Here is a 25,530-nt window from a genome sequence, read left to right as displayed (position 1 = left end):
GTAGCATACCTATTTTCAATGAATTTTAAGCAAATTATAGTTTTAGGGGAACTTGATTTGTAATTATCTCTGTAAAGTATTGAATTTATTGAGTTTATCGCTTAAGTACCATTTAATCTTAATTTTTCACCTACAGAATATGTTATTTCACCTACAGAATAAGTTATTTCACAACAAAAACTAAAAGCCATTTTAAACTCTAAAGTAGCTTTGTAATTAGAATAAACATAGCGTAGTATTAGGATTACATTATACGTAAGCCGTGTTTTTATTTCTTAAACAGCCAATAAACACTTTTAATGAAAAAATGTAACTTTTTCATTAAAAGTGTTTCTAAACAATAAAGGAATGGATTTTAATTCAACAAAACAATGAACTATTTAAAAAAGTGCTTATCACTATTTTCTATACGAAAAGGTACATTTTGCAATCTTAAATAACATATTCCAGGTATTTAACCAAATAGAAACCAAATTTGAAATTAACATTCTAATTAAAAGTTCTTTGGATAGTCCTAAAACATAAAATCAAATAAACTTCTGGAGTTTAACCTCCGGTAAGTCACTATTTAATTAGAGTATTAAAAGATTTTACCTTATAACGAAACGGGTAAAATTGGATAATTAAAAAAATGCGAACAATGAAGAATTTATCAAAATTCTTAAAAGAAAAACCCATTGCTTTCCTTAGTCTAAGGCTAAACTTAGGTTGGGTATTTAATTTAAACCATAATTCTATGACAAATCTTAAGCCCTATTTTAATTGGGTACTTTTTGTAGTACTTGTTTTCCAAAGTACGCAACTTGCTTGGGGTCAAAACCCCGTTGATAGTTGGACTATCAGTTCAACACCGGCAACTGATCAAGATACCTATACTATAGGTACTGATATTTACAGTTTTGGTCAAGGAGATAACATTGAAATTGAAACGGTTCAATATCTAGGTAGCACTTTTACCATACCATTTTCAAGTCAATTTTATGTTTTTAATCGTGTTGATATTGCCTCTAATACCGAGGCTGTTAGTGTTGTCGGTAGCAAGGCCAGTGTATTCTTTGAGAGAACAGGGGCTTCAAATTTTGAATTTGAAGCTAGTTTGCCCGGTACACCAGGCAATATTGATTTGGAAGAAATTCTAAGGTCACTGGTGATAAATAGAGGTGCGCTTGATGTATTTAGAAATAGAGGAACTAATACAGGTGATGAAGGACCACAGAATATTGAGCGTATTGATGTTGTCTTTCCTGATTTAACTATAAATGACGCCGCTGATCTGTCCTTAAATGGATTTTTAGCTTCTGAAAAAAATGGGAATAACACCTATAAAGCAGCTGCGATACTAAGTATTGATGCGGCTGGGGTGCCTACCTCATATGGTAGTTTGGTCACTATTCAACAACCCTCCTCTTACGGTGAACCTACTGACGATACCTTCAACCCTGTTAGACAAAGTTCATTTTTAGAAGATACCAATAGCGATAATGAACCAATCTTTGTTGGTGGTGCCGATGAACGAACCGGAATTACTATAATTACCTTTGCCGACTTGGGTATCGGTGCCGGTCAAACATTTTACGGTATTTCATTCTTTGGCGATGACGTAGATAGTGGTCTGCATGATTTATTAGATCCAACAACTTTTCCGCAAACAACAACTACAGGGGCAGATATTTACGGTGGTTTAGGTGCTATAGTTACCGCAACTGGCTTTGAACCTCCACTCGACAGTGATGGAGATTTGGTAATTGATACTATAGATTTAGATGACGACAACGATGGTATTTCAGATTTAGATGAGGCTAACGGAATCGACCCAAGTGGCGATGATGATAATGATGGTGTTCCAAACCATTCTGATGATGATCCTAACGATCCATTAGTAGGTAATGTAAACGGAACAACAGAACCAGCATTTGATTTTGATGGTGATGGTATTCCAAATCACTTTGATATCGATGCTGATAATGACGGAATCTATGATGTGTACGAAGCGGGTAATGATGCTTTAGATACTAATAATGATGGTGTAATTGACAGTAACGATACTGGGTTTGCAGATGCAAACAATAACGGTCAAGCAGATAGTTCTGAAGGAACGACTCCACCAAATACAGATGGTGCAGGTAATGCAGATTTCTTGGATATTGATGCAGACGACGATGGTATTCCAGATAACGTAGAGGCACAACCAACAACTGGTTATGTGGTTCCTGCAAATACTTTTGATGTTAACGGTGTAGATACAAACTACCCTAACGGATTAAGACCTGAGGATACAGATACAGATTTAACTCCTGATTATTTGGACGACGATTCTGATAACGATGGTATTAGTGATGTCTTAGAAGCTGGACAAGGAACTCTTGTAGATCCTTTAGCCGATGCGGATAATGACGGATTAAACGATGCTTTCGATGACACCCCAGGTAACGATGTCAATAATGATTTAGATACTGGTGCAATTGCAACAGATAACGAAGATGATACAGATGTGGCTGAGGTAGATTTTAGATCAGTACTTGATTTCGATCAAGATGGTATTCCAGATACGGTAGATCTTGATGACGATAACGATGGTATCTCAGATTTAGATGAAGCTAACGGAATCGACCCAAGTGGCGATGATGACAATGATGGTGTTCCAAACCATTCAGATGATGATCCTAACGATCCATTAGTAGGTGATGTAAATGGTACAACAGAACCAGCGTTTGATTTTGATGGTGATGGTATTCCAAATCACTTTGATATTGATGCTGATAATGACGGAATCTATGATGTGTACGAAGCTGGTAATGATGCTTTAGATACGAATAATGATGGTGTTATTGATGGTCTTGATACTGGTTTTGAAGATAATGATAACGATGGTCAAGCTGATAGTTCAGAAACTACTTCACCTATCAATACAGATACTACAGGTAATGCAGATTTCTTAGATATCGATGCCGATGATGATGGTATTCCTGATAATGTAGAAGCACAAACAACTGCTGGGTATATTGTTCCTGCAAATACTTTTGATGTTAACGGTGTAGATACAAACTACCCTAACGGATTAAGACCTGAGGATACAGATACAGATCTTACTCCTGATTATTTGGATGCTGATTCTGATAACGATGGTATTTCAGATATGCTGGAAGCTGGTCAAGGTACTCTCGTGGATCCTTTAGCCGATGCTGATGCAGATGGACTTAACGATGTCTTTGATGATACCCCAGGTAACGATGTCAATAATGATTTGGATACTGGTGCAATTGCAACAGATAACGAAGATGATGCAGATATGGCTGAGGTTGACTTTAGAGATGTCCTTGATTTCGATCAAGATGGTATTCCAGATACGGTAGATCTTGATGACGATAACGATGGCATCTCAGATTTAGATGAGGCTAACGGAATCGACCCAAGTGGCGATGATGATAACGATGGTGTTCCAAACCATTCTGATGATGATCCTAACGATCCATTAGTAGGTAATGTAAACGGAACAACAGAGCCGGCGTTTGATTTTGATGGTGATGGTATTCCAAATCACTTTGATATCGATGCTGATAATGATGGTATCGTAGATGTTGTGGAAGCTGGTAACGGTGACCTTGATACAAATAATGATGGTGTTATTGATGGTCTTGATACTGGATTTGCAGATACTGATGATAACGGTCAAGCAGATAGTTCAGAAGGAACGACTCCACCAAATACCGATGGTACAGGTGAAGCTAACTTCTTAGATATCGATGCAGATGACGATGGTATTCCAGATAACGTAGAAGCACAACCTACTGATGCGTATATCGTACCAGCAGATGCTTTTGATGCAACCGGATTAGATACCAATTATCCTGTTGGTTTGACTCCAGAAGATACTGATGGCGATTTAGTACCTGATTACTTGGATGCAGATTCTGATAATGACGGTGCTCCAGATGTAGAAGAAGCTGGTCAAGGAACAATCATAGATCCTTTAGCTGATGCTGATGCAGATGGCTTGAACGATGCCTTTGATGATACACCAGGTTTAGATGTAAACAATGATTTAGATACTGGAGCAATTGCAACGGATAACGAGGATGATGCTGATTTGAACGAAGTTGATTTTAGAGATTTTCTAGATAATGATGGTGATGGTATTCCAGATACGGTTGACCTTGATGACGATAACGATGGTATCTCAGATTTAGATGAAGCCAATGGAATCGACCCAAGTGCAGATGATGACAACGATGGTGTTCCAAACCATTCCGATGATGATTCTAACGATCCATTGATTGGGGATGTAAACGGAACAACTGAACCGGCTTTTGATTTTGACGGTGACGGTATCCCAAATCACTTTGATTTAGATGGAGACAATGATGGCATTTTTGATGTGTACGAAGCTGGTAACGATGCTTTAGATACCAACAATGATGGTGTTATCGACAGTAACGATACTGGGTTTGCAGATGCAAACAATAACGGTCAAGCAGACAGTTCAGAAGGAACGACCTCACCAAATACAGATGGTGCAGGTAATGCTGATTATTTAGATATCGATGCCGATGATGATGGTATTCCAGATAATGTCGAAGCACAACCTACAACAGGTTATGTTGCTCCTGCAGATGCTGTTTCTTCTAATGGTGTAGATACAAACTACCCTAACGGATTAAGACCTGAGGATACAGATACAGATTTAACTCCTGATTATTTGGACGATGATTCTGATAACGATGGTATTTCTGATGTCTTAGAAGCTGGACAAGGAACTATTGTAGATCCTTTAGCCGATGCAGATAATGACGGATTAAATGATGCCTTTGATGATACCCCTGGTAACGATGTAAATAACGATTTGGATACTGGTGCCGATGGTACGGATAATGACGACGATGCTACAACACCAGAAGTAGACTTTAGAGAAACAGGTGATAGTGATGGTGATGGTGTTCTTGATACACAAGAAGAAGCTGATGGTACAGATCCTAATAATCCATGTGATTATGTAATTGATAATGTTACAATAGATTTTTCAGGAGATTATCTTGTTGCGGATTGTGATGGTGACGGTGTAATCAACGGGCAAGAACTTGAAGATGGAACCAGCCCTGGAGACCCTTGTGATTTTGATGAAGGCAGTATTACCGTTGAACAAGGTGGTGATTATTTGATCTCCGATTGTGATGAAGATGGATTAACTTTATCTGAAGAAGATGCCATAGGTACAGATGCTAACAATGCGGATACCGATGGAGATACTATTTTGGATGGTCAAGAAGTTGAGGATGGTACAGATCCGTTAGATTCATGTGATTCTATAGGCGGTGTTCCAAGTTTAGATGCAGGTTGTAATGCAGAAGTTGTAGAGACAGGTATTTCAGTTTTCAACGAAGTAATCACCCCTGATAATGATGGAATCAATGATTTCTTTAGAATAGAAAATATCGAGTCCTTCCCGAACAATACAGTTCAGATTTACAACCGTTGGGGAGTAGTTGTATATGAAATGTCAGGTTATGACAATGTTACAAATACCTTCCAAGGTGTTTCCAATGGTAGGGTAACTATTTCAACAGATTCGGAGCTGCCAGTAGGTGTTTATTTCTATGTAATTAAATATGCGAGTGACGGAGATAATTTAGATAAAGCCGGTTACCTATACATCAACAGATAAAAAAATTCCCTTAAAAATAAGATACGATGAATAAATATTTTCTAACCATTATAATTACCGTAGCGGGACTCTTTATGGGCCATGCCCAGCAAGATGCGCAGTACACGCAGTACATGTACAATACGATATCGGTGAACCCTGCGTACGCAGGTTCCCGAGGAGTGTTGAGCATAACGGCACTGCACCGTTCGCAATGGGTGGGCCTTGATGGCGCACCGACTACGCAGACACTGAACTTCCACACTCCGGTATCCGACCATGTAGGTCTGGGCCTATCGGTGGTGAACGATGAGATCGGTAACGGTACGAACCAGGATACGTATATAGACGCGGCGTTCAGTTACACGGTAAATACCTCTGAGGAAGGGAAACTTTCCTTCGGACTAAAAGCGGGCGGACACCTGTTCAACGTAGACTTTACGAAGCTACGTAACTACGGTGCGGAGACGAACCTGCCGAATATCGACAATAAATTCTCGCCTAATTTTGGAGCAGGAATCTATTACCATACGGATCAATTCTATGCAGGACTATCGGTACCGAACTTTTTACAGACCGAGCATTTCGACAATTCGGATACGAACAGTTCGAGCCTTATCGCACAAGAGCGTATGAACTTCTATTTGATCACGGGCTACGTGTTCGATCTAAAGAACAACGTAAAGTTTAAACCTGCTGCACTAATAAAGGCGGTAAAGGGAGCACCATTACAGATAGATCTTAGTGCGAACTTTTTGTTCAACGACAAGTTCTCTTTGGGAGCAGCGTACAGATGGGACGCGGCACTCAGCGCACTGTTCGGTTTTCAGCTGAACGATCAGTTCATGTTGGGTCTTGCATATGATAAGGAAACGACCGATCTGGGAGCTACAAGGTTCAACGACGGTTCTTTCGAGATTATGCTGAGATATGAATTTTTGAACAAGTACAAACGAGTGATCACCCCAAGATTCTTTTAATAAAAAACGACATGAAAAAAACAGGATATATTTTTTGTGGCTTGGCGGTAATGGCTATGATGGCGAACGCACAGGACAAGAAGATAAAAAAAGCGGATACAAAATTCACGAACTATGCTTATGCCTCTGCGATACAATCGTACGAGCAACTGGTAAAGGACGGGTATACCGAAGAAGAGGTATACAAGAATTTAGGCAACGCGAACTATTTAAATGCAAACTACGAAGAGGCATCGAGCTGGTACGGCAAACTGTTCGCACTTGAAGGAGCGGATATCGATCCGGAATATATGTACCGTTATGCACAGACATTGAAGTCACTTGAAAACTATACAGAATCGGACACTTGGATGAACAAGTTCAAAAGTGCAAAGGCGAACGATCAACGCGCCATCACTTTTGGAGAGAACCAGGATTATCTGGAACAGATCGAGGAACGTTCGGGCAGGTACGAACTAAAGAACATCGGGCTTAACTCGAAGGTATCGGATTTTGCACCCTCGTTCTATGAAGACGGACTGGTCTTCTCCACGGCAAGGGACAGCGGACTGCTAACGAAGAACATCCATAGATGGAACAACGGTTCCTTTTTGAACCTATATAAAGCGGAACAGGACGACCAAGGTAACTTTACCAATGTAGACAAGCTATCGAAAAAGCTGAACAAAAAGACCCACGAATCGTCAACGGCATTTACCAAGGACGGACAGACGATGTACTTTACACGTAACAACTCCGATGACGGTAAGTTCGAAAGGGACGAAGAAGGCGTAAGCAGACTAAAAATATACAGGGCGACCAAAGAAAACGGCGAATGGAAAAATATCGAAGAACTGCCCTTTAACGGGGACAGCTATTCGGTGGCGCACCCGACCTTGAACAATGACGAGACGAAGCTGTACTTCGCTTCCGATATGCCAGGTACGAAAGGGGAGTCCGATATCTACGTGGTAGATATCAACAAGGACGGTACTTTCAGTACACCACTGAACCTGGGAGAGCGGATCAATACCGAGGCAAGGGAGACCTTTCCGTTCGTAACGGATTCCGATATATTATACTTTTCATCCGATGGTCACCCTGGATTAGGAGGACTTGATGTCTTCGCGACCGACCTGAAGAACGAAAGGGGAGAAGTACTCAATGTAGGACGCCCCTTGAACGGAGAGGAAGACGACTTCTCGTACATCATCAACGAAGAGACCAAGAAAGGCTTTTTTGCATCGAACCGAAAAGGAGGACAGGGAAACGACGATATCTACAGCTTTGTAGAAATGACGCCATTGGACTTCACCTGCCATACAAATATAGCAGGAATCGTAAAGGATCAAAAAACCAATGCACTGTTAACAGATGCATCGGTAACGGTATACGACAAGGATAACAAAGTGGTCTCTAGTTCGACCACGGACGATAAGGGAGCTTTCGAGATGGAAGGCAATTGTGCAGAAGGAAGTTACAAGGTAGTAGCGACCAAGACCGACTATGAAGAAGGCAACAAGACCTTCATGACGGTAAAGGCGGAAGATGCCATGGGCATAGAGATCGTACTTGCACAGGTAGACCCATCTGCACCGGTAGGCACCGACCTTGCGAAATACCTGAATATAGAACCGATCTACTTTGATTTCGACAAGTACTTCATCAGAGAAGATGCAAGGATAAGTATCAACAAGGTATTGGCATATTTGAACGAATACCCGAATGTAAACGTACAGGTACGTTCGCATACCGATTCAAGGGCGAACGATAGTTACAACATGCGCTTATCGGCGAACAGGGCAAAGGCAACAGCCGATTACCTAATAGCAGCGGGAATCCCGAGCAACAGAATCTCATACGAAGGTTATGGTGAAACGGAGCTTACCAACGGCTGTAGCAACAACGTTCCATGTAGCAAAGAAAACCATCAACTGAACAGAAGATCAGAGTTTATTGTGGTAGAATAACCAACATAGACCAAGACATATTGAAAAGGGAAGGAGCATAGCTCCTTCCCTTTTTTTGTTGACTACATATTATAATACATAAAGACAAGAAAGTTCTTTTAGTTTATCTTCTGCTGTGTTCATACCAATTATATTTCAGTTGCGATATATAAAGGTCTGCAATATTTGGCAAGAAAGGAAATAGGGATTATTCATCCTTAAAAAATAGAGCCTGAATTATTATTAATAAAGGTCTTTATAAATGAACAACGAAATATGGTAATGAAAAGGTTTTGTTTATTTAATTACCTGTAAGAAGAGAGTTTTTGAAAACTATAATTTTATGATATTATTATGATTTATTTTGTAGGAATATTTTGGTTGACCAATTTAAGCTCCGCCTGATTTTTACACTTGTTAACAAAGATTTGGGTAAAATTAGAATTTAAATATTTAGCCTTGTATGACCCGTAATTATTGGGTTTAGCTTAAAAACCTCATTTTATATGGTTTTCCCTAGTTAAAACATACTCTTGAAATGACGGCTATAGCTTACTTCATCGATAAAAAGCTTCATTTTTCGGATTTTTAACATACAGAAATCGACTATTCTCATACAACTATCTTCATTTCACAACAAAAAATATATCATAGTTTAGTCTTCAATTAACTTTGTGGTTATAACAAATGTTTTGTAGTCCTGCACTTACTTTAAAGGTAGTCCTGAAAAGCGTAAACACTAACCCCCATTATGAAGTTTTCATTGAAACTTAATTTTTTAGTAGTATTCTTTATACTATTTTACTCTGCTACTAGTATAGCACAAATCGATAGTAACCGATATACGGTTCTATTAACACCTCAAAATTTGGCTACCTGTGGAGGTGTCAACAATTCTCTTGAAGAAGTCCTTATAAGAGGTCAGAATGCTTCTTGTCATGACTTTAGTATCACTTTTGATCTTCCGCCTGGTGTGGAATATGTGTCAGGGACAGCAAGTATAACTTCGCAAACAGATTCATTTGGCAATCCAATAAACACTAGTCAATATTCGATTGGAGAAGGGGGAACACCCTCTGACCCAATTTTTACTGTTTTGCGTCCTAGTGATGCAAATTGGGCTGTTGGTGATGAAGTAACTTTTACTTTTGAACGTAGTGCAAATTGTGATGCGGTGGCGCATTCTAACTCAGGTGGGTTATTCAAAGATGCACATACTATTAATTTTCAAGATGCCGGTGGAGCCAACTCCGATTCTGATACGGAAGTAACTATAGCTTCTTATCCGTTATTGGCCGCTTCTTTAAATATTTCTGCCATACCAACTGTTGATGCAAACGTTGGCGAATCGTATATTAGAGATATTACATTGGCACAAGGTGGTAATGGTTGTACGGAGACTTTTACCTATTATGTTGATTTAGGTGAAGATGTAGATGATATTTACACACTATCATATAATGGTACACTTTTAACTCCTGTTACAACAACAGGTCAGGTTTTGACATATAACATAGATTTAAATGTAGCTCCTTTTGCAGGGGCTGTTGGTAATAATGATAATTGCTTTGATAATGGGGAAGTAATTGTTTTTCAAGAAGCCTTTAGGGTAGATGACTGTTTAGATACCGCTATTGTACACAATACCTATTGGGGCTGTAACCCTGGCGAAACTTGCCAAGCAGCAGAACCACAAACAGGTTCTTTAAATTTTGGTGCTAATGTACCAGAAATTGCCATTTCAAAAGTAGGATCTACTACACCAGATTTATGTGGTGCAGTTACCTATACGATTAGAATAGAAAATACAAATACCGCTGTTGGCTCAATGGCCTTAGATTTAGGTGTTAATATTGGTAGTGGACATAATTCATCACCAGTTACTACTGCTGCTGTAAATCCTCTATGGGATTTTGATTTCTATGGTACTAGAGATGTTTCTAATTTTAGGTTTGCTTCGGGTGTTTCTTTTACACCTCAAGATAGACCAAGTACAGTATATGCAACAAGAGGTGGTGGTAATTCAGTTTCTATACCACCAAACTTTTTCTCTTCTGATCCTGATGGACCAGGTGGCTTTGATGATTTGGATAATGATGGTTTTTATGATGATTTACCACCAGGGGAAGCTACAGAGGTTTCTTTTGATTTTACCATTACCCCTAAAGATAATTGTGGTGTAGCCAGATTTGATTACATGGCTTGGGAGCATACTTATATTGATACGTATTTTAAAGATCAATGTAAGAGCGATCGTATTCCAGAACGTGTAGATATCGGGTACTTTAACATAGCTAGAGATTACGGTGCTGTAACGGAAGTAGAAGCCCCTACAGATATTGTAAACAATGAAGATTTTGTAGTTAGTATAGCACCCGCTTTTTATGCTGCAGGAGCTGGTACACCTACAATCGATGGTGTTTCTATGGTATCTAATGATGCTTCCTCGGTTTGGAGTGTTACACTTACTGTACCAACAGGTATGGCTTTGCAAACACCAATTCCAGCAGGTTTTACACAGAGTGGTAATGAAGTTACCTACTCAACAACCAACTTAAAATATGGACAGAATAAAGAATGGGTAGATTTTCCAATGACCTTTACATGTGGTCCAAATGGTAATCAGGCAATACCTTACAAAACAAACTATACGGCAACAAGTGCTGCTGGTGTTTGTTGGACACAAGATATACATTGTGGTACGGTAAATATATACACACATTGCCCAGGTGGTTGTGTTGGTCCTGCAATTGAAAGCTTTACCGCTAGAAGACTTACCGCTGGTTGGACAGATAATACCATGACCACTAAAGTTGTTTTAGATGATAATACAGATGGTATCAGGAAATATTTAGCTGGTGATCAAATGAAGATTACCACTACGGCCTCTATAAATAGTATTTCGTTAGATAACCTTTATTTTGATTTAACTTATGATACAGCTACTGCAGCAGCAGGTGGTGCAGGAATTATTACATTGATCGATACAAAAGTAACCATCAACGATAATAGTGCAGGTACTTCTGCTTCGCGTGAAATTACTACGGCCCCAGTTTTAACCACTAATGGTTCTACTGAACATATGCTAAGTTTTGATTTAAGCGATGAAAGAGATGTAATAAGTGCTGCTTATTTATATGAAGGCGATGCTACTAATAAAGATATCGTTGAAGTTGAATTGACTTTTGAGTTTAGTAAAACTTTTCAAGACATAGCCTATTTTGAACTTACCAATTTAAGAGGAGAGTTCTTTGCCTTTACAGATTACCCTGCCAATACACCACCCAATAGAGTAGGGTGCGATACTTGGGGAGATCGAGCATATTATTCTAGACCTAGAATTTATGGAGGTAACCTAGCGCATGCTACTAATGGCTGTACACCTACAACTGGAGTCATATATAATATGGTCAAAAATATGGCGCCTGGCGATATGCATACTGATGAATATAGACCTTTGACGTTATGGAAATCTACGGTAGTAGATATTCCTGAAGGGGCTAGATTTACTGGTATTGTTACATCGATCCAATTTCAAGGAGCATATTCTACTACTAGCGGTCATTTTATTGCAACAGAAAGTGGTGGTCAAATAACCATTACACCAGGTCCTGGTTTTATAAACCGAGATCAAAGTAGCACAATAATACCACGGTTATATGTTCAGTTTATGGGTACTTGTGAGTCACCTGCGTCAGCGCAGTATGATTTTACGGTTAATTACGATGATTTTGCGTATGCAACGCCAGTGCCAGCAAGTTATAGTTATAAGAATACATTCAGTTATATACAGCCTACGTTTCAAATTCAATCACCGCTACCAACTATTAATGGTGATGCCTATACGGTAGATTTTGATACGAATATAAGTAACACCAGTCCAGAAGCTGTAGATTTTAACTGGTTGCAAGTTACTGCACCAGTTGGTATAAATATTACTAGTGCATTTAGTGTATCCGGTGGTGTAGAAACTCCAGTTAATTTTTACCAATCCGGAGATAAAACATGGATTGAAGCAGGTTCTGTTGCTTCAGGTGCTACAAAATCTATACGATTTAAAGCAGATTTTGATGATTGTCAAGATTTAACAGTTCTTGTAGAGCATGGGTGGGATTGTTCAGGTTACCCTGGCTATCCAGATGCAAGTATAGATACTTCAGATTTTCAGGGAGTGGGAGCAACTTGTTATCAGAATTCTACTTCTATAACATTAGAGCCAAAAGGTTCGCAAGTACAGGTAGGTATTACTGATCAACCAAGTACAGCACAAGATTTATGTACTCCGTTTGATATTGGAGTTGATGTTATTAGTGCCCAATTGGGAGATTTAATAAATCCGTCTTTACAGTTTGCCATTCCTGGTGGAGCTGGTGGTATTACTATAGTAAATACAAATGTTACTTATCCTAAAGGGTCTGCTGATACTCAGGCAGTAACTGTAACCATAGAAAATGGTATAGCTAAAGTAAATTTATTGGAACATACGGCTATTCTTGCTTTAAAGGGTATTGCTGGTAATCCTGCTGTGAACTCTATCAATGAAAGAACGGCACATGTTGATCTTCAAATTCAATTGGAGTGTGATTTTATTTCCAATTCTGAATTTACCTTTAAGGTATACGGTGAAGAGCCGTGTGGCGATATTGCTGCTGGTAATGGTTCTAGAATAGTTTCTAATCCTATTCAGGCAAATGGTGCTGTGGCTCCTTACAATGCCCTAAGTACTATAAATCTACCAGGTTTTGGTGCGCCAATTCAAGGGTGTGGTGTTACAGATAACATCAATGTAGTTACTACAATTACTGGCGGTACCACAGGAGGTTCTGATTTTGGTAAGGTAACTTTAAGATCGGGTATAACATATGTACCTTCTTCTTTTGCTAGTGCAGACGGAGCAACGTTTAATAGTATAGCTACTGTGGGAGACCACGAAGAGCTTATATTAAACTATCCAGCTGGTGTTACTGCAGGGTCTACTATAACTTTTGACTTTGATTTTATAACTACCAACGAAGGTATTTGTGATGATTCGGCAGAAGTTCAAATTGTAAACTATGTTACAGTTACTGGGATAACCTGTTCCACAACTAGTTGTGCAGATTTCCAAGTAGCTACAGGTTCTTCTTATGAGGTAATGCCTTTAGAAAAGCCAATTTTAGTTGGAACGGCAAATGAAAGTTTCTTTTCTGTAGATACTGGTAATAATTATGAATATCATTTATCTCTAGATATTGAAAATACAGCTCTTGTAGATGCAGATGCTGGTTATGCGTATAGCGTATACTGTGCAGATGTTAATGGTGATATTGATGGTGCTGCTATCGCAACAGGTACCATAGCCGATGCTATTCCTAATTCGTCTACAATTACAGATGAAATAATATTCACTACTGCCGGTGCCGCTTGTACAGGTACTAATTTTATAGTAGAGTTTTTACCTTCAAGTACCAACTGTCAGTGCGAGGCTATCTTAATTCCTGTTTCTGTAGCTTCGGGTGCGCCATTAGATTTAGATGATGATAATGATGGTATACCAGATGTTATTGAAGTTTATAATGGCGATGCAGATGGTGACGGTACTTTAGATTACGAAGATCCAGATTTCTGTGCAGCAACCTTTGATGGTGTTAACGGATGGGATTGTGCAACAATGGGCTTACCTGATCCAGATGATGATTTAGATGGTGATGGTACTCCGAACTACTATGACACAGATTTCCCTACTTGTGGCGGATTAAATGCTAATGGTATATGTATCAATTTTGATACAGATGGCGATGGTATTCCAAATCAATTAGATCTAGATTCTGACAATGATGGTATTACTGATATTGTTGAGGCAGGTTCTGGTAATATAGATGCAGATGGCGATGGTGTTATAGATATTATTACAGATATAGATAAAGATGGTCTTGCAGATGTAGTTGATAATGATACTACAGACGGACCGGAAGGTAGTGCACCTTGTACTCCTCAAAATGGTTGTGTACAAGTAAACTCAACTTCAAATGTTTTTGATACAGATGGAGATGGTACTACTGATGATAGTGGAGATTTTGATGGCGACGGTATACTAAATGCTTACGATTTAGATAGTGATAATGATGGTATTTTAGATACGGTCGAAGCACAGACTACAAGTGGCTTTATTGCTCCTGGTGCTATTGATCCATTAACAGGTATTCCTGCAGTAGGTTCAGATACAGATGGTATTGATCCAATTGATACTGATGGTGATGGTAATCCAGATTACTTAGATTTAGATGCTGACAACGATGGTATCACAGATACTTTAGAAGCCGGTGGCGAAGATATTGATGGTGACGGTGCTGTAGATGGTTTTGTTGATGCTGATGGTAACGGTGTTGCCGATAGCGTGGATACTACCCCTTTACCAGATGAAGATTCTGATAACGACGGTATTGTAGACCGTTTAGATTTAGATTCTGATAATGACGGAATTACAGATACTATCGAAGCTGGTGGTATGGATGGTGACGGTGATGGTATCATTGATACGTTCATGACCGATACAGATAATGACGGACTTGCAGATAGTGTAGATTCAGTGGGTCCTGCTACTCCTGGTACGCCAATTCCAAATCCAGATACGGATAATGACGGATTGGATGATAGAATAGATTTAGATTCTGAAAACGATGGTATTCCAGATGTTATTGAAGCTGGTGGTTCTGATCCTGATAACGATGGTAGAATCGGTACTGGTCCAATAGATGATGTAGACGGAGACGGACTTTCAGATATCGTAGATCCAGATGATAATACGACAATTGACTTAGCAGATGGTACAGGTACTCCATTACCAATAGATAATTTTGATGGTGATAGTGTTCCAAATCATTTAGATATAGATTCAGATAATGATGGTATTACAGATACTACAGAAGCTGGTGGTCTTGATGTTAATGGTGATGGTCTAGTAGATGGTTTTGATGATACCGCTACAACAGATGGTTGGGATGATGCTACGGCTTTATCTCCACTTCCAATACCAAATACAGATGGTACAGGTGGTGTAAACTATTTAGATATCGATGCTGATGATGATGGTATTCCAGATAACGTAGAAGCACAAACAACTGCTGGGTATATTGCTCCTGCAGATGCTGAAGCTGCTAACGGATTAGATACTAACTATCCTGTTGGTTTAACTCCTGTAAGTACAGATGGTGATTTAATTCCAGATTATTTAGATTCAGATTCTGATAATGATGGTATTGATGATGTTGGAGAAGCTGGTCAAGATACCATCACAGATCCTTTAGCCGATGCTGATAATGATGGCTTGAATGATGCTTTTGATGATACTCCTGGTAACGATGTAAATAATGATTTAGATACTGGTGCAATTGCAACAGATAATGTAGATGATTTAGATACTGCTGAGGTTGATTTTAGATCGATATTAGATTCTGATAACGATGGTATTATGGATACTGTTGATATTGATGATGATAATGATGGAATCTTAGATAGTGTTGAATGCGCATCTGTGAACCCTTCTGGAAAAACAGTAACACCTTATGCTAATTTACTACAAATATTTTCTTTTACACCTACAGTAACTTTAAATGGAAACTCTACTACCTCAAGTTTAACTACTCCTTTTGGTACAGTAATAGCTACTATAACTCATTCCGGTAATCCTATAGAATCTATAAATACTTCTGCAGTAAGACCTGCTGGGACTTTTTTAGATATTAAAAGTAATCCTAATGATGATGGGTTTAGAGGAGTAAATTCTGGAGGTAGTTATACCTTAACATACGATTTTGATAAACCTATTGATGTTTTCTTTTTTGATGCGGAAGCAAGTGCTAGCGGAGAAAATTACTCCACAAGTACAAACGGAAATGCTTTTGAAATTATAGATAGTAAAAATATTAATTTTGCAACAATAACTGGATTAGGTACTAAAAACATTAATGTAGCAGCCAATAATACTACAATAGCTGATGCACCTGTTATCCTTTTTGTTTCTAAAAACACTACCCAAATTACCTTTAACATTTCTCAGTTACCTGGTGGAAAAACAGGAATGGGAGTAGGTTTATTTTCTTCTTTATGTATTGATACAGACGGTGATGGTATTCCAGATAGTATTGACTTGGATTCTGATAATGATGGTATTCCAGATTCTATAGAAGCTGGTGGTACAGATACAGATGGTGATGGTCATATAGACTACCCAATTGCGGGTGACCCAACTTCTATGACAGATATAAATAATGATGGTCTTGCAGATGAAATTGCAGATACTCCTTTACCAGATGAAGATTCTGATGGTGACGGTATTGAAGATAGAATAGATTTAGATTCAGACAATGATGGTATTCCAGATGTAACAGAAGCTGGTGGTCCAGATGCAGACAACGATGGTGTTATAGATACTTTCGCTACAGATACAGACCGTGATGGTTTGGCTGATACTGTTGACCCTGCAGATGCAACTACTCCTGGTACGCCTTTAGAAAATCCTGATACAGATGATGACGGATTTGATGATAGAATAGATACTGATTCTGATAATGATGGTATTCCAGATGTAACAGAAGCCGGTGGTTCAGACCCAGATAACGATGGTGTTATTGGAACAGGAACTATTGATGATGCAGATGGTGACGGACTTTCAGATATCGTAGATACAGATGATAATACAACTCCTGCAGCTACAGATGGTCCTGGTACCGCTTTACCAATCGATAATTTTGATGGTGATGCTAATCCTAACCACTTAGATATAGATGCTGATAATGATGGTATTCTTGATCTAGTTGAAAATGGAACAGGTCCTTTAGATACCAATAACGATGGTGCTATTGACAGTACTGATGATGTATTCTTAGATGCAAATGATAATGGTCAAGCTGATGCTACAGAAGGTACAGCCCCATTAAATACAGATACTACAGGTGGTGCAAACTACGTAGATATTGATGCAGATGATGATGGTATTCCAGATAATGTAGAAGCACAAACTACGGCAGCTTATGATGCTCCAGATGATGCTTTTGACGCTGAAGGTTTAGATACTCAATATCCAGGTGGAATTACACCTGCAGATACGGATAATGATTTAATTCCTGATTACTTGGATCCAGATTCTGACAATGATGGTACGCCAGATATTATTGAAGCTGGTCAAGGAACATTGACTGATCCTTTAGCTGATGCTGATAATGACGGATTAAATGATGCTTTTGATGATACACCAGGTACAGATGTAAACAATGATTTAGATACTGGCGCAATTGCAACTGACAACGAAGATGATTTAGATACCGCTGAGGTTGATTTCAGATCTATATTAGATCGCGACCAAGATGGTATTATGGATATTGTTGATTTGGATGACGACAATGATGGCATTTCTGATTTAGATGAGTCCAACGGAGTTGATCCAAGTGCCGATGATGATAATGACGGTGTACCAAATTATTTAGATGATGCTCCTACTGATCCACTTGTGGGTGATGTAAACGGAACGGTTGAGCCAACATTCGATTTTGATGGTGATGGTATTCCAAATCACTTCGATATTGATGCTGATAATGACGGAATCTATGATGTATATGAAGCTGGCAATGATGCTTTAGATACTAATAATGATGGAGTTATCGATGGTATTGATATTGGTTTTGAAGATAATGATAACGATGGTCAGGCTGATAGCTCTGAAACTACTTCACCTATCAATACTGATACGACAGGTAATGCAGATTTCTTAGATATTGATGCAGATGACGATGGTATTCCAGATAACGTAGAGGCACAACCTACAACAGGTTATGTTGTTCCTGCAAATGCTTTTGATTTCAATGGTGTAGATACAAACTACCCTAACGGATTAAGACCTGAGGATACAGATACAGATCTTACTCCTGATTACTTGGATGCTGATTCTGACGATGATGGTACTCCAGATGTTCTAGAAGCAGGTCAAGGTACTATGACAGATCCATTGGCTGATGCCGACGGTGACGGATTAAATGATGCTTTTGATGATACTCCAGGTAACGATGTCAATAATGATTTAGATACAGGTGCAATCGCAACTGATAATGTAGATGATGTTGATACTGCTGAGGTTGATTTTAGATCAATATTAGATTTTGACCAAGATGGTATTATGGATATCGTTGATTTGGATGATGATAACGATGGTATTTCAGATTTAGATGAGGCTAACGGAATCGACCCAAGTGGTGATGATGATAACGATGGTGTTCCAAACCATTCCGATGATGATCCTAACGATCCATTAGTAGGTGATGTAAATGGTACAACTGAACCAGCATTCGATTTTGACGGTGATGGTATTCCAAATCACTTCGATATTGATGCTGATAATGACGGAATCTATGATGTGTACGAAGCTGGTAATGATGCTTTAGACACTAATAATGATGGTGTTATCGATGGTATTGACACTGGTTTTGAAGATAATGACAACGATGGTCAGGCTGATAGCTCTGAAACTACTTCACCTATCAATACTGATACGACAGGTAATGCAGATTTCTTAGATATTGATGCAGACGACGATGGTATTCCAGATAACGTAGAGGCACAACCAACAACAGGTTATGTGGTTCCTGCAAATACTTTTGATGTTAACGGTGTAGATACAAACTACCCTAACGGATTAAGACCTGAGGATACAGATACAGATTTAACTCCTGATTATTTGGACGATGATTCTGATAACGATGGTATTAGTGATGTCTTAGAAGCTGGACAAGGAACTCTTGTAGATCCTTTAGCCGATGCAGATAATGACGGATTAAACGATGCTTTCGATGACACCCCAGGTAACGATGTCAATAATGATTTAGATACTGGTGCAATTGCAACAGATAACGAAGATGATACAGATGTGGCTGAGGTAGATTTTAGATCAGTACTTGATTTCGATCAAGATGGTATTCCAGATACGGTAGATCTTGATGACGATAACGATGGTATCTCAGATTTAGATGAAGCTAACGGAATCGACCCAAGTGGCGATGATGACAATGATGGTGTTCCAAACCATTCAGATGATGATCCTAACGATCCATTAGTAGGTGATGTAAATGGTACAACAGAACCAGCGTTCGATTTTGATGGTGATGGTATTCCAAATCACTTTGATATTGATGCTGATAATGACGGAATCTATGATGTGTACGAAGCTGGTAATGATGCTTTAGATACGAATAATGATGGTGTTATTGATGGTCTTGATACAAGTTTTGAAGATAATGATAACGATGGTCAGGCTGATAGTTCAGAAACGACTACGCCTATCAATACTGATACGACAGGTAATGCAGATTTCTTGGATATTGATGCCGACGACGATGGTATTCCAGATAACGTAGAGGCACAACCAACAACTGGTTATGTTGTTCCTGCAAATACTTTTGATGTTAACGGTGTAGATACAAACTACCCTAACGGATTAAGACCTGAGGATACAGATACAGATCTTACTCCTGATTATTTGGATGCTGATTCTGATAACGATGGTATTTCAGATATGCTGGAAGCTGGTCAAGGTACTCTCGTGGATCCTTTAGCCGATGCTGATGCAGATGGTCTTAACGATGCTTTTGATGATACTCCGGGTCTTGATGTAAACAATGATTTGGATACTGGTGCAATTGCAACAGATAACGAAGATGATGCAGATATGGCTGAGGTTGACTTTAGAGATGTCCTTGATTTCGATCAAGATGGTATTCCAGATACGGTAGATCTTGATGACGATAACGATGGTATCTCAGATTTAGATGAGGCTAACGGAATCGACCCAAGTGGCGATGATGATAACGATGGTGTTCCAAACCATTCTGATGATGATCCTAACGATCCATTAGTAGGTAATGTAAACGGAACAACAGAACCAGCGTTCGATTTTGACGGTGATGGTATTCCAAATCACTTTGATATCGATGCTGATAATGATGGTATCGTAGATGTTGTGGAAGCTGGTAACGGTGACCTTGATACAAATAATGATGGTGTTATTGATGGTCTTGATACTGGTTTCGCTGATACTGATGATAACGGTCAGGCTGATGATTCAGAAGGAACGACTCCACCAAATACCGATGGTACAGGTGAATCTAACTTCTTAGATATCGATGCAGATGATGATGGTATTCCAGATAACGTAGAAGCACAACCTACTGATGCGTATATCGTACCAGCAGATGCTTTTGATGCAACCGGATTAGATACCAATTACCCAGGCGGAATTGAGCCAGAAGATACCGATATGGATGGTATTCCTGATTATATCGATACTGACTCAGATGAAGATGGTGTAAGTGATGCTTTAGAAGCAGGTCAAGGTACTATGACAGATCCATTAGCAGATGCTGACGGAGATGGTCTAAACGATGCTTATGACGATACACCGGGTAACGATGTAAACAATGATCTGGATACAGGTGCCGATGGTACGGATAACGAAGATGATGCTGATTTAACTCAGGTAGATTTTAGAGATATCCTAGATTTCGATCAAGATGGTATTCCTGATTATATAGACCTTGATGACGATAACGATGGCATCTCAGATTTAGATGAAGCTAACGGAATCGACCCAAGCGCAGATGATGATAACGATGGTGTTCCAAACCATTCTGATGATGATCCTAATGATCCATTAGTTGGTAATGTAAACGGAACAACGGAACCAGCATTTGATTTTGACGGTGACGGAATTCCTAACCACTTTGATATTGATGCCGATAATGATGGTATCGTAGATGTAGTGGAAGCAGGTAACGGTGCACTTGATACCAATAATGATGGTGTTATCGACAGTAATGATACTGGATTTGCAGATACGACCGGTAACGGTCAAGCAGATAGTTCAGAAGGAACGACTCCACCAAATACCGATGGTACAGGTGAAGCTAACTTCTTAGATATTGATGCAGATGATGATGGTATTCCAGATAACGTAGAAGCGCAGCCTACCTTAACGTATGTTGTTCCTGCCGATGCTTTTGATGCAAGCGGATTGGATACAAATTACCCAGGCGGATTGGTTCCAGAAGATACGGACGGTGACGGAACTCCAGATTACTTAGACCTTGATTCTGAAGATGATGGTGTGCTAGATATTGATGAAACAGATGAAGGTACTTTTACAGGTGTTGATTCTGATAATGATGGTCTAGATGACGGCTTTGACAGAACTCCTGGTAACGATGTAAACAATGATTTGGATACAGGTGCCGATGGTACTGATAATGACGACGATGCTACTACACCAGAAGTAAACTTTAGAGAAATAGGTGATAGTGATGGTGACGGTGTTCTTGATACGCAAGAAGAAGCAGACGGTACAGATAAAAATGACCCATGTGACTACGTAATAGAAAATGTTACGCTTGATTTCTCAGGTGATTATCTTGTTGCAGATTGTGATGGTGATGGTGTTCTTAACGGGCAAGAGCTTGACGATGATACCAACCCAGAAGATCCTTGCGATTATGATGAAGGTAGTATTACCGTTGAACAAGGTGGCGATTATTTGATCTCTGATTGTGATGAAGATGGTCTAACCACTTCTCAAGAATTAGCGATAGGTACTGATCCAGATGTAGCGGATACAGATGGTGATACCATTCTTGACGGACAAGAGATTGAAGATGGTACAGATCCATTGAATCCTTGTGACTCATTAAACGGTGTGCCAACTTTAGCGGCAGGTTGTGGTGAAGAGTTAGTGGAAACAGGTATATCTGTTATCAATGAAATCATAACACCAGATAACGATGGTACCAATGATGAGTTCTTAATAGATAATATTGAATCTTACCCGAACAATACGGTACAGATTTATAACAGATGGGGTATCATAGTGTATGAGATGAACGGTTACGATAATGTTACGAACACCTTTAAAGGAGTTTCTAATGGTAGGGTAACTATTCAAACAGACGCTAGTCTACCGGTCGGTGTTTATTTCTATGTCATTAAATATAATAATGATGGCGATAACTTAAGTAAAGCCGGTTACCTATACATCAACAGATAAAAAAAATCCCCTTAAAATAAGATACGATGAACAAATATTTTCTAACCATTATAATTACCGTAGCGGGACTCTTTATGGGCCATGCCCAGCAAGACGCCCAGTACACGCAGTACATGTACAATACGATATCGGTGAACCCTGCGTACGCAGGTTCCCGAGGAGTGTTGAGCATCGCCGCACTGCACCGTTCGCAGTGGGTAGGGCTTGATGGCGCACCGACAACGCAGACACTGAACTTCCACACTCCGGTATCCGACCATGTAGGTCTTGGCCTATCGGTGGTGAACGATGAGATCGGTAATGGTACCAATCAAGATACCTATATCGATGCCGCGTTCAGTTACACGGTAAAGACCTCAGATGAAGGGAAGCTTTCTTTCGGACTAAAAGCCGGCGGACACCTGTTCAACGTAGACTTTACGAAGCTACGTAACTACGGTGCGGAGACGAACCTGCCGAATATCGACAATAAATTCTCGCCTAATTTTGGAGCAGGAATCTATTACCATACGGATCAATTCTATGCAGGACTATCGGTACCGAACTTTTTACAGACCGAGCATTTCGACAATTCGGATACGAACAGTTCGAGCCTTATCGCACAAGAGCGTATGAACTTCTATTTGATCACGGGCTACGTGTTCGATCTAAAGAACAACGTAAAGTTTAAACCTGCTGCACTAATAAAGGCGGTAAAGGGAGCACCATTACAGATAGATCTTAGTGCGAACTTTTTGTTCAACGACAAGTTCTCTTTGGGAGCAGCGTACAGATGGGACGCGGCACTCAGCGCACTGTTCGGTTTTCAGCTGAACGACCAGTTCATGTTGGGTCTTGCATATGATAAGGAAACGACCGATCTTGGAGCTACAAGGTTCAACGACGGCTCTTTCGAGATTATGCTGAGATATGAATTTTTGAACAAGTACAAACGAGTGATCACCCCAAGATTCTTTTAATAAAAAACGACATGAAAAAAACAGGATATATTTTTTGTGGCTTGGCGGTAATGGCTATGATGGCGAACGCACAGGACAAGAAGATAAAAAAAGCGGATACAAAATTCACGAACTACGCCTATGCCTCTGCGATACAATCGTACGAGCAACTGGTAAAGGACGGGTATACCGAAGAAGAGGTATACAAGAATTTAGGCAACGCGAACTATTTGAACGCGAACTACGAAGAGGCATCGAGCTGGTACGGTAAACTGTTCGCACTTGAAGGAGCGGATATCGACCCGGAATATATGTACCGCTACGCACAGACACTAAAATCTTTAGAAAACTATACAGAATCCGACACTTGGATGAACAAGTTCAAGAGTGCAAAGGCGAACGATCAACGTGCCATCACTTTTGGAGAGAACCAAGATTACCTGGAACAGATCGAGGAACGCTCGGGCAGGTACGAACTGAAGAACATCGGGCTGAACTCGAAGGTATCGGACTTTGCACCCTCGTTCTATGAAAAAGGACTGGTGTTCTCCACGGCAAGAGACAGCGGACTGCTAACGAAGAACATCCATAAATGGAACAATGGTTCCTTTTTAAATCTATATAAAGCGGAACAGGACGACCAAGGTAACTTTACCGATGTGGACAAGCTATCGAAAAAGCTGAACAAAAAGACCCACGAATCTTCGACGGCATTTACCAAGGACGGACAGACGATGTATTTTACACGTAACAACTCCGATGACGGTAAGTTCGAAAGGGACGAAGAAGGAGTCAGTAGACTTAAGATATACAGGGCGACCAAAGAAAACGGCGAATGGAAAAATATCGAAGAACTGCCCTTTAACGGGGACAGCTATTCGGTAGCACACCCGACCTTGAACAATGACGAGACGAAGCTGTACTTCGCTTCCGATATGCCGGGTACGAAAGGGGAATCCGATATCTACGTGGTAGATATCAACAAGGACGGTACCTTCAGTACACCACTGAACTTGGGAGAACGAATCAATACCGAGGCAAGGGAGACCTTTCCGTTCGTGACCCAAAGCGATATTCTATACTTTTCATCCGATGGACACCCGGGACTAGGAGGACTTGATGTCTTCGCGACCGACCTGAAGAACGAAAGGGGAGAAGTGCTCAATGTAGGACGCCCTTTGAACGGGGAAGAGGATGACTTCTCGTACATCATCAACGAAGAGACCAAGAAAGGCTTTTTCGCATCGAACCGAAAAGGAGGACAAGGAAACGACGATATCTACAGCTTTGTAGAAATGACCCCGCTCGACTTCACCTGCCATACAAATATAACGGGAATCGTAAAGGATCAAAAAACCAATGCACTGTTAACAGATGCATCGGTAACGGTATATGACAAGGATAACAAGGTAGTATCAAGTTCACAGACCGATGCCAACGGAGCGTTCGAGATGGAAGGTAATTGCGCAGAGGGCAGTTATAAAGTAGTAGCGACCAAGCCCGATTATGAGGAAGGCAACAAGACCTTCATGACGGTAAAGGCGGAAGATGCCATGGGCATAGAAATCGTACTGGCACAGGTAGACCCATCGGCACCGATAGGTACCGACCTTGCGAAATACCTGAACATAGAACCGATCTACTTCGATTTTGATAAGTACTTCATTAGGGAAGATGCCAGGATCAGCATCAACAAGGTATTGGCATACCTTAACGAATACCCGAACGTAAACGTACAGGTACGCTCACATACCGATTCACGGGCGAACGATAGTTACAACATGCGATTATCAGCGAACAGGGCAAAGGCAACAGCAGATTACTTAATAGCAGCGGGCATCCCGAGCAACAGAATCTCATACGAAGGTTATGGCGAAACGGAACTTACAAACGGCTGTAGCAATGGTGTACCTTGTAGCAAAGAAAACCATCAACTGAACAGAAGATCGGAGTTTATTGTGGTAGAATAACCAACATAAATCAAGAC

At 39.9% G+C, this 25,530-nt stretch carries 6 protein-coding genes; all 6 read left to right on the top strand.

From position 1 onward, the window contains the following. Window positions 1-640 precede the first annotated feature (640 nt). The 6 genes from QSV08_RS09610 (at window position 641) to QSV08_RS09585 (ending at window position 25,513) form a co-directional block, all read left to right on the top strand. Window positions 641-5,659 (top strand): gliding motility-associated C-terminal domain-containing protein, encoded by a 5,019-nt coding sequence (locus QSV08_RS09610; protein WP_324028161.1) that lies wholly within the window; start codon window positions 641-643, stop codon window positions 5,657-5,659. 26 nt (window positions 5,660-5,685) lie between these two features. Next, on the top strand, window positions 5,686-6,618 hold the full coding sequence (locus tag QSV08_RS09605) for a type IX secretion system membrane protein PorP/SprF (RefSeq protein ID WP_324028160.1): 933 nt from the start codon (window positions 5,686-5,688) through the stop codon (window positions 6,616-6,618). 11 nt (window positions 6,619-6,629) lie between these two features. After that, window positions 6,630-8,567: an OmpA family protein gene (locus QSV08_RS09600; protein WP_324028159.1), complete on the top strand. Its 1,938-nt coding sequence runs from the start codon at window positions 6,630-6,632 to the stop codon at window positions 8,565-8,567. Window positions 8,568-9,297: 730 nt separating this feature from the next. Further along, window positions 9,298-22,605, top strand: a complete 13,308-nt coding sequence (locus QSV08_RS09595; RefSeq protein ID WP_324028158.1) for a gliding motility-associated C-terminal domain-containing protein — start codon at window positions 9,298-9,300, stop codon at window positions 22,603-22,605. 26 nt (window positions 22,606-22,631) lie between these two features. Next, complete coding sequence (locus tag QSV08_RS09590) at window positions 22,632-23,564, top strand: type IX secretion system membrane protein PorP/SprF (protein WP_324028155.1); 933 nt, start codon at window positions 22,632-22,634, stop codon at window positions 23,562-23,564. An 11-nt stretch (window positions 23,565-23,575) separates the two neighbouring features. After that, window positions 23,576-25,513, top strand: a complete 1,938-nt coding sequence (locus QSV08_RS09585) for an OmpA family protein (protein WP_324028157.1) — start codon at window positions 23,576-23,578, stop codon at window positions 25,511-25,513. The last annotated feature ends 17 nt before the right edge of the window (window positions 25,514-25,530 follow it).

Origin of the sequence: Maribacter sp. BPC-D8, from assembly GCF_035207705.1 — a bacterium.
Classification (GTDB): Bacteria; Bacteroidota; Bacteroidia; order Flavobacteriales; family Flavobacteriaceae; genus Maribacter.
This window is presented reverse-complemented; position numbering and strand designations above follow the sequence as displayed.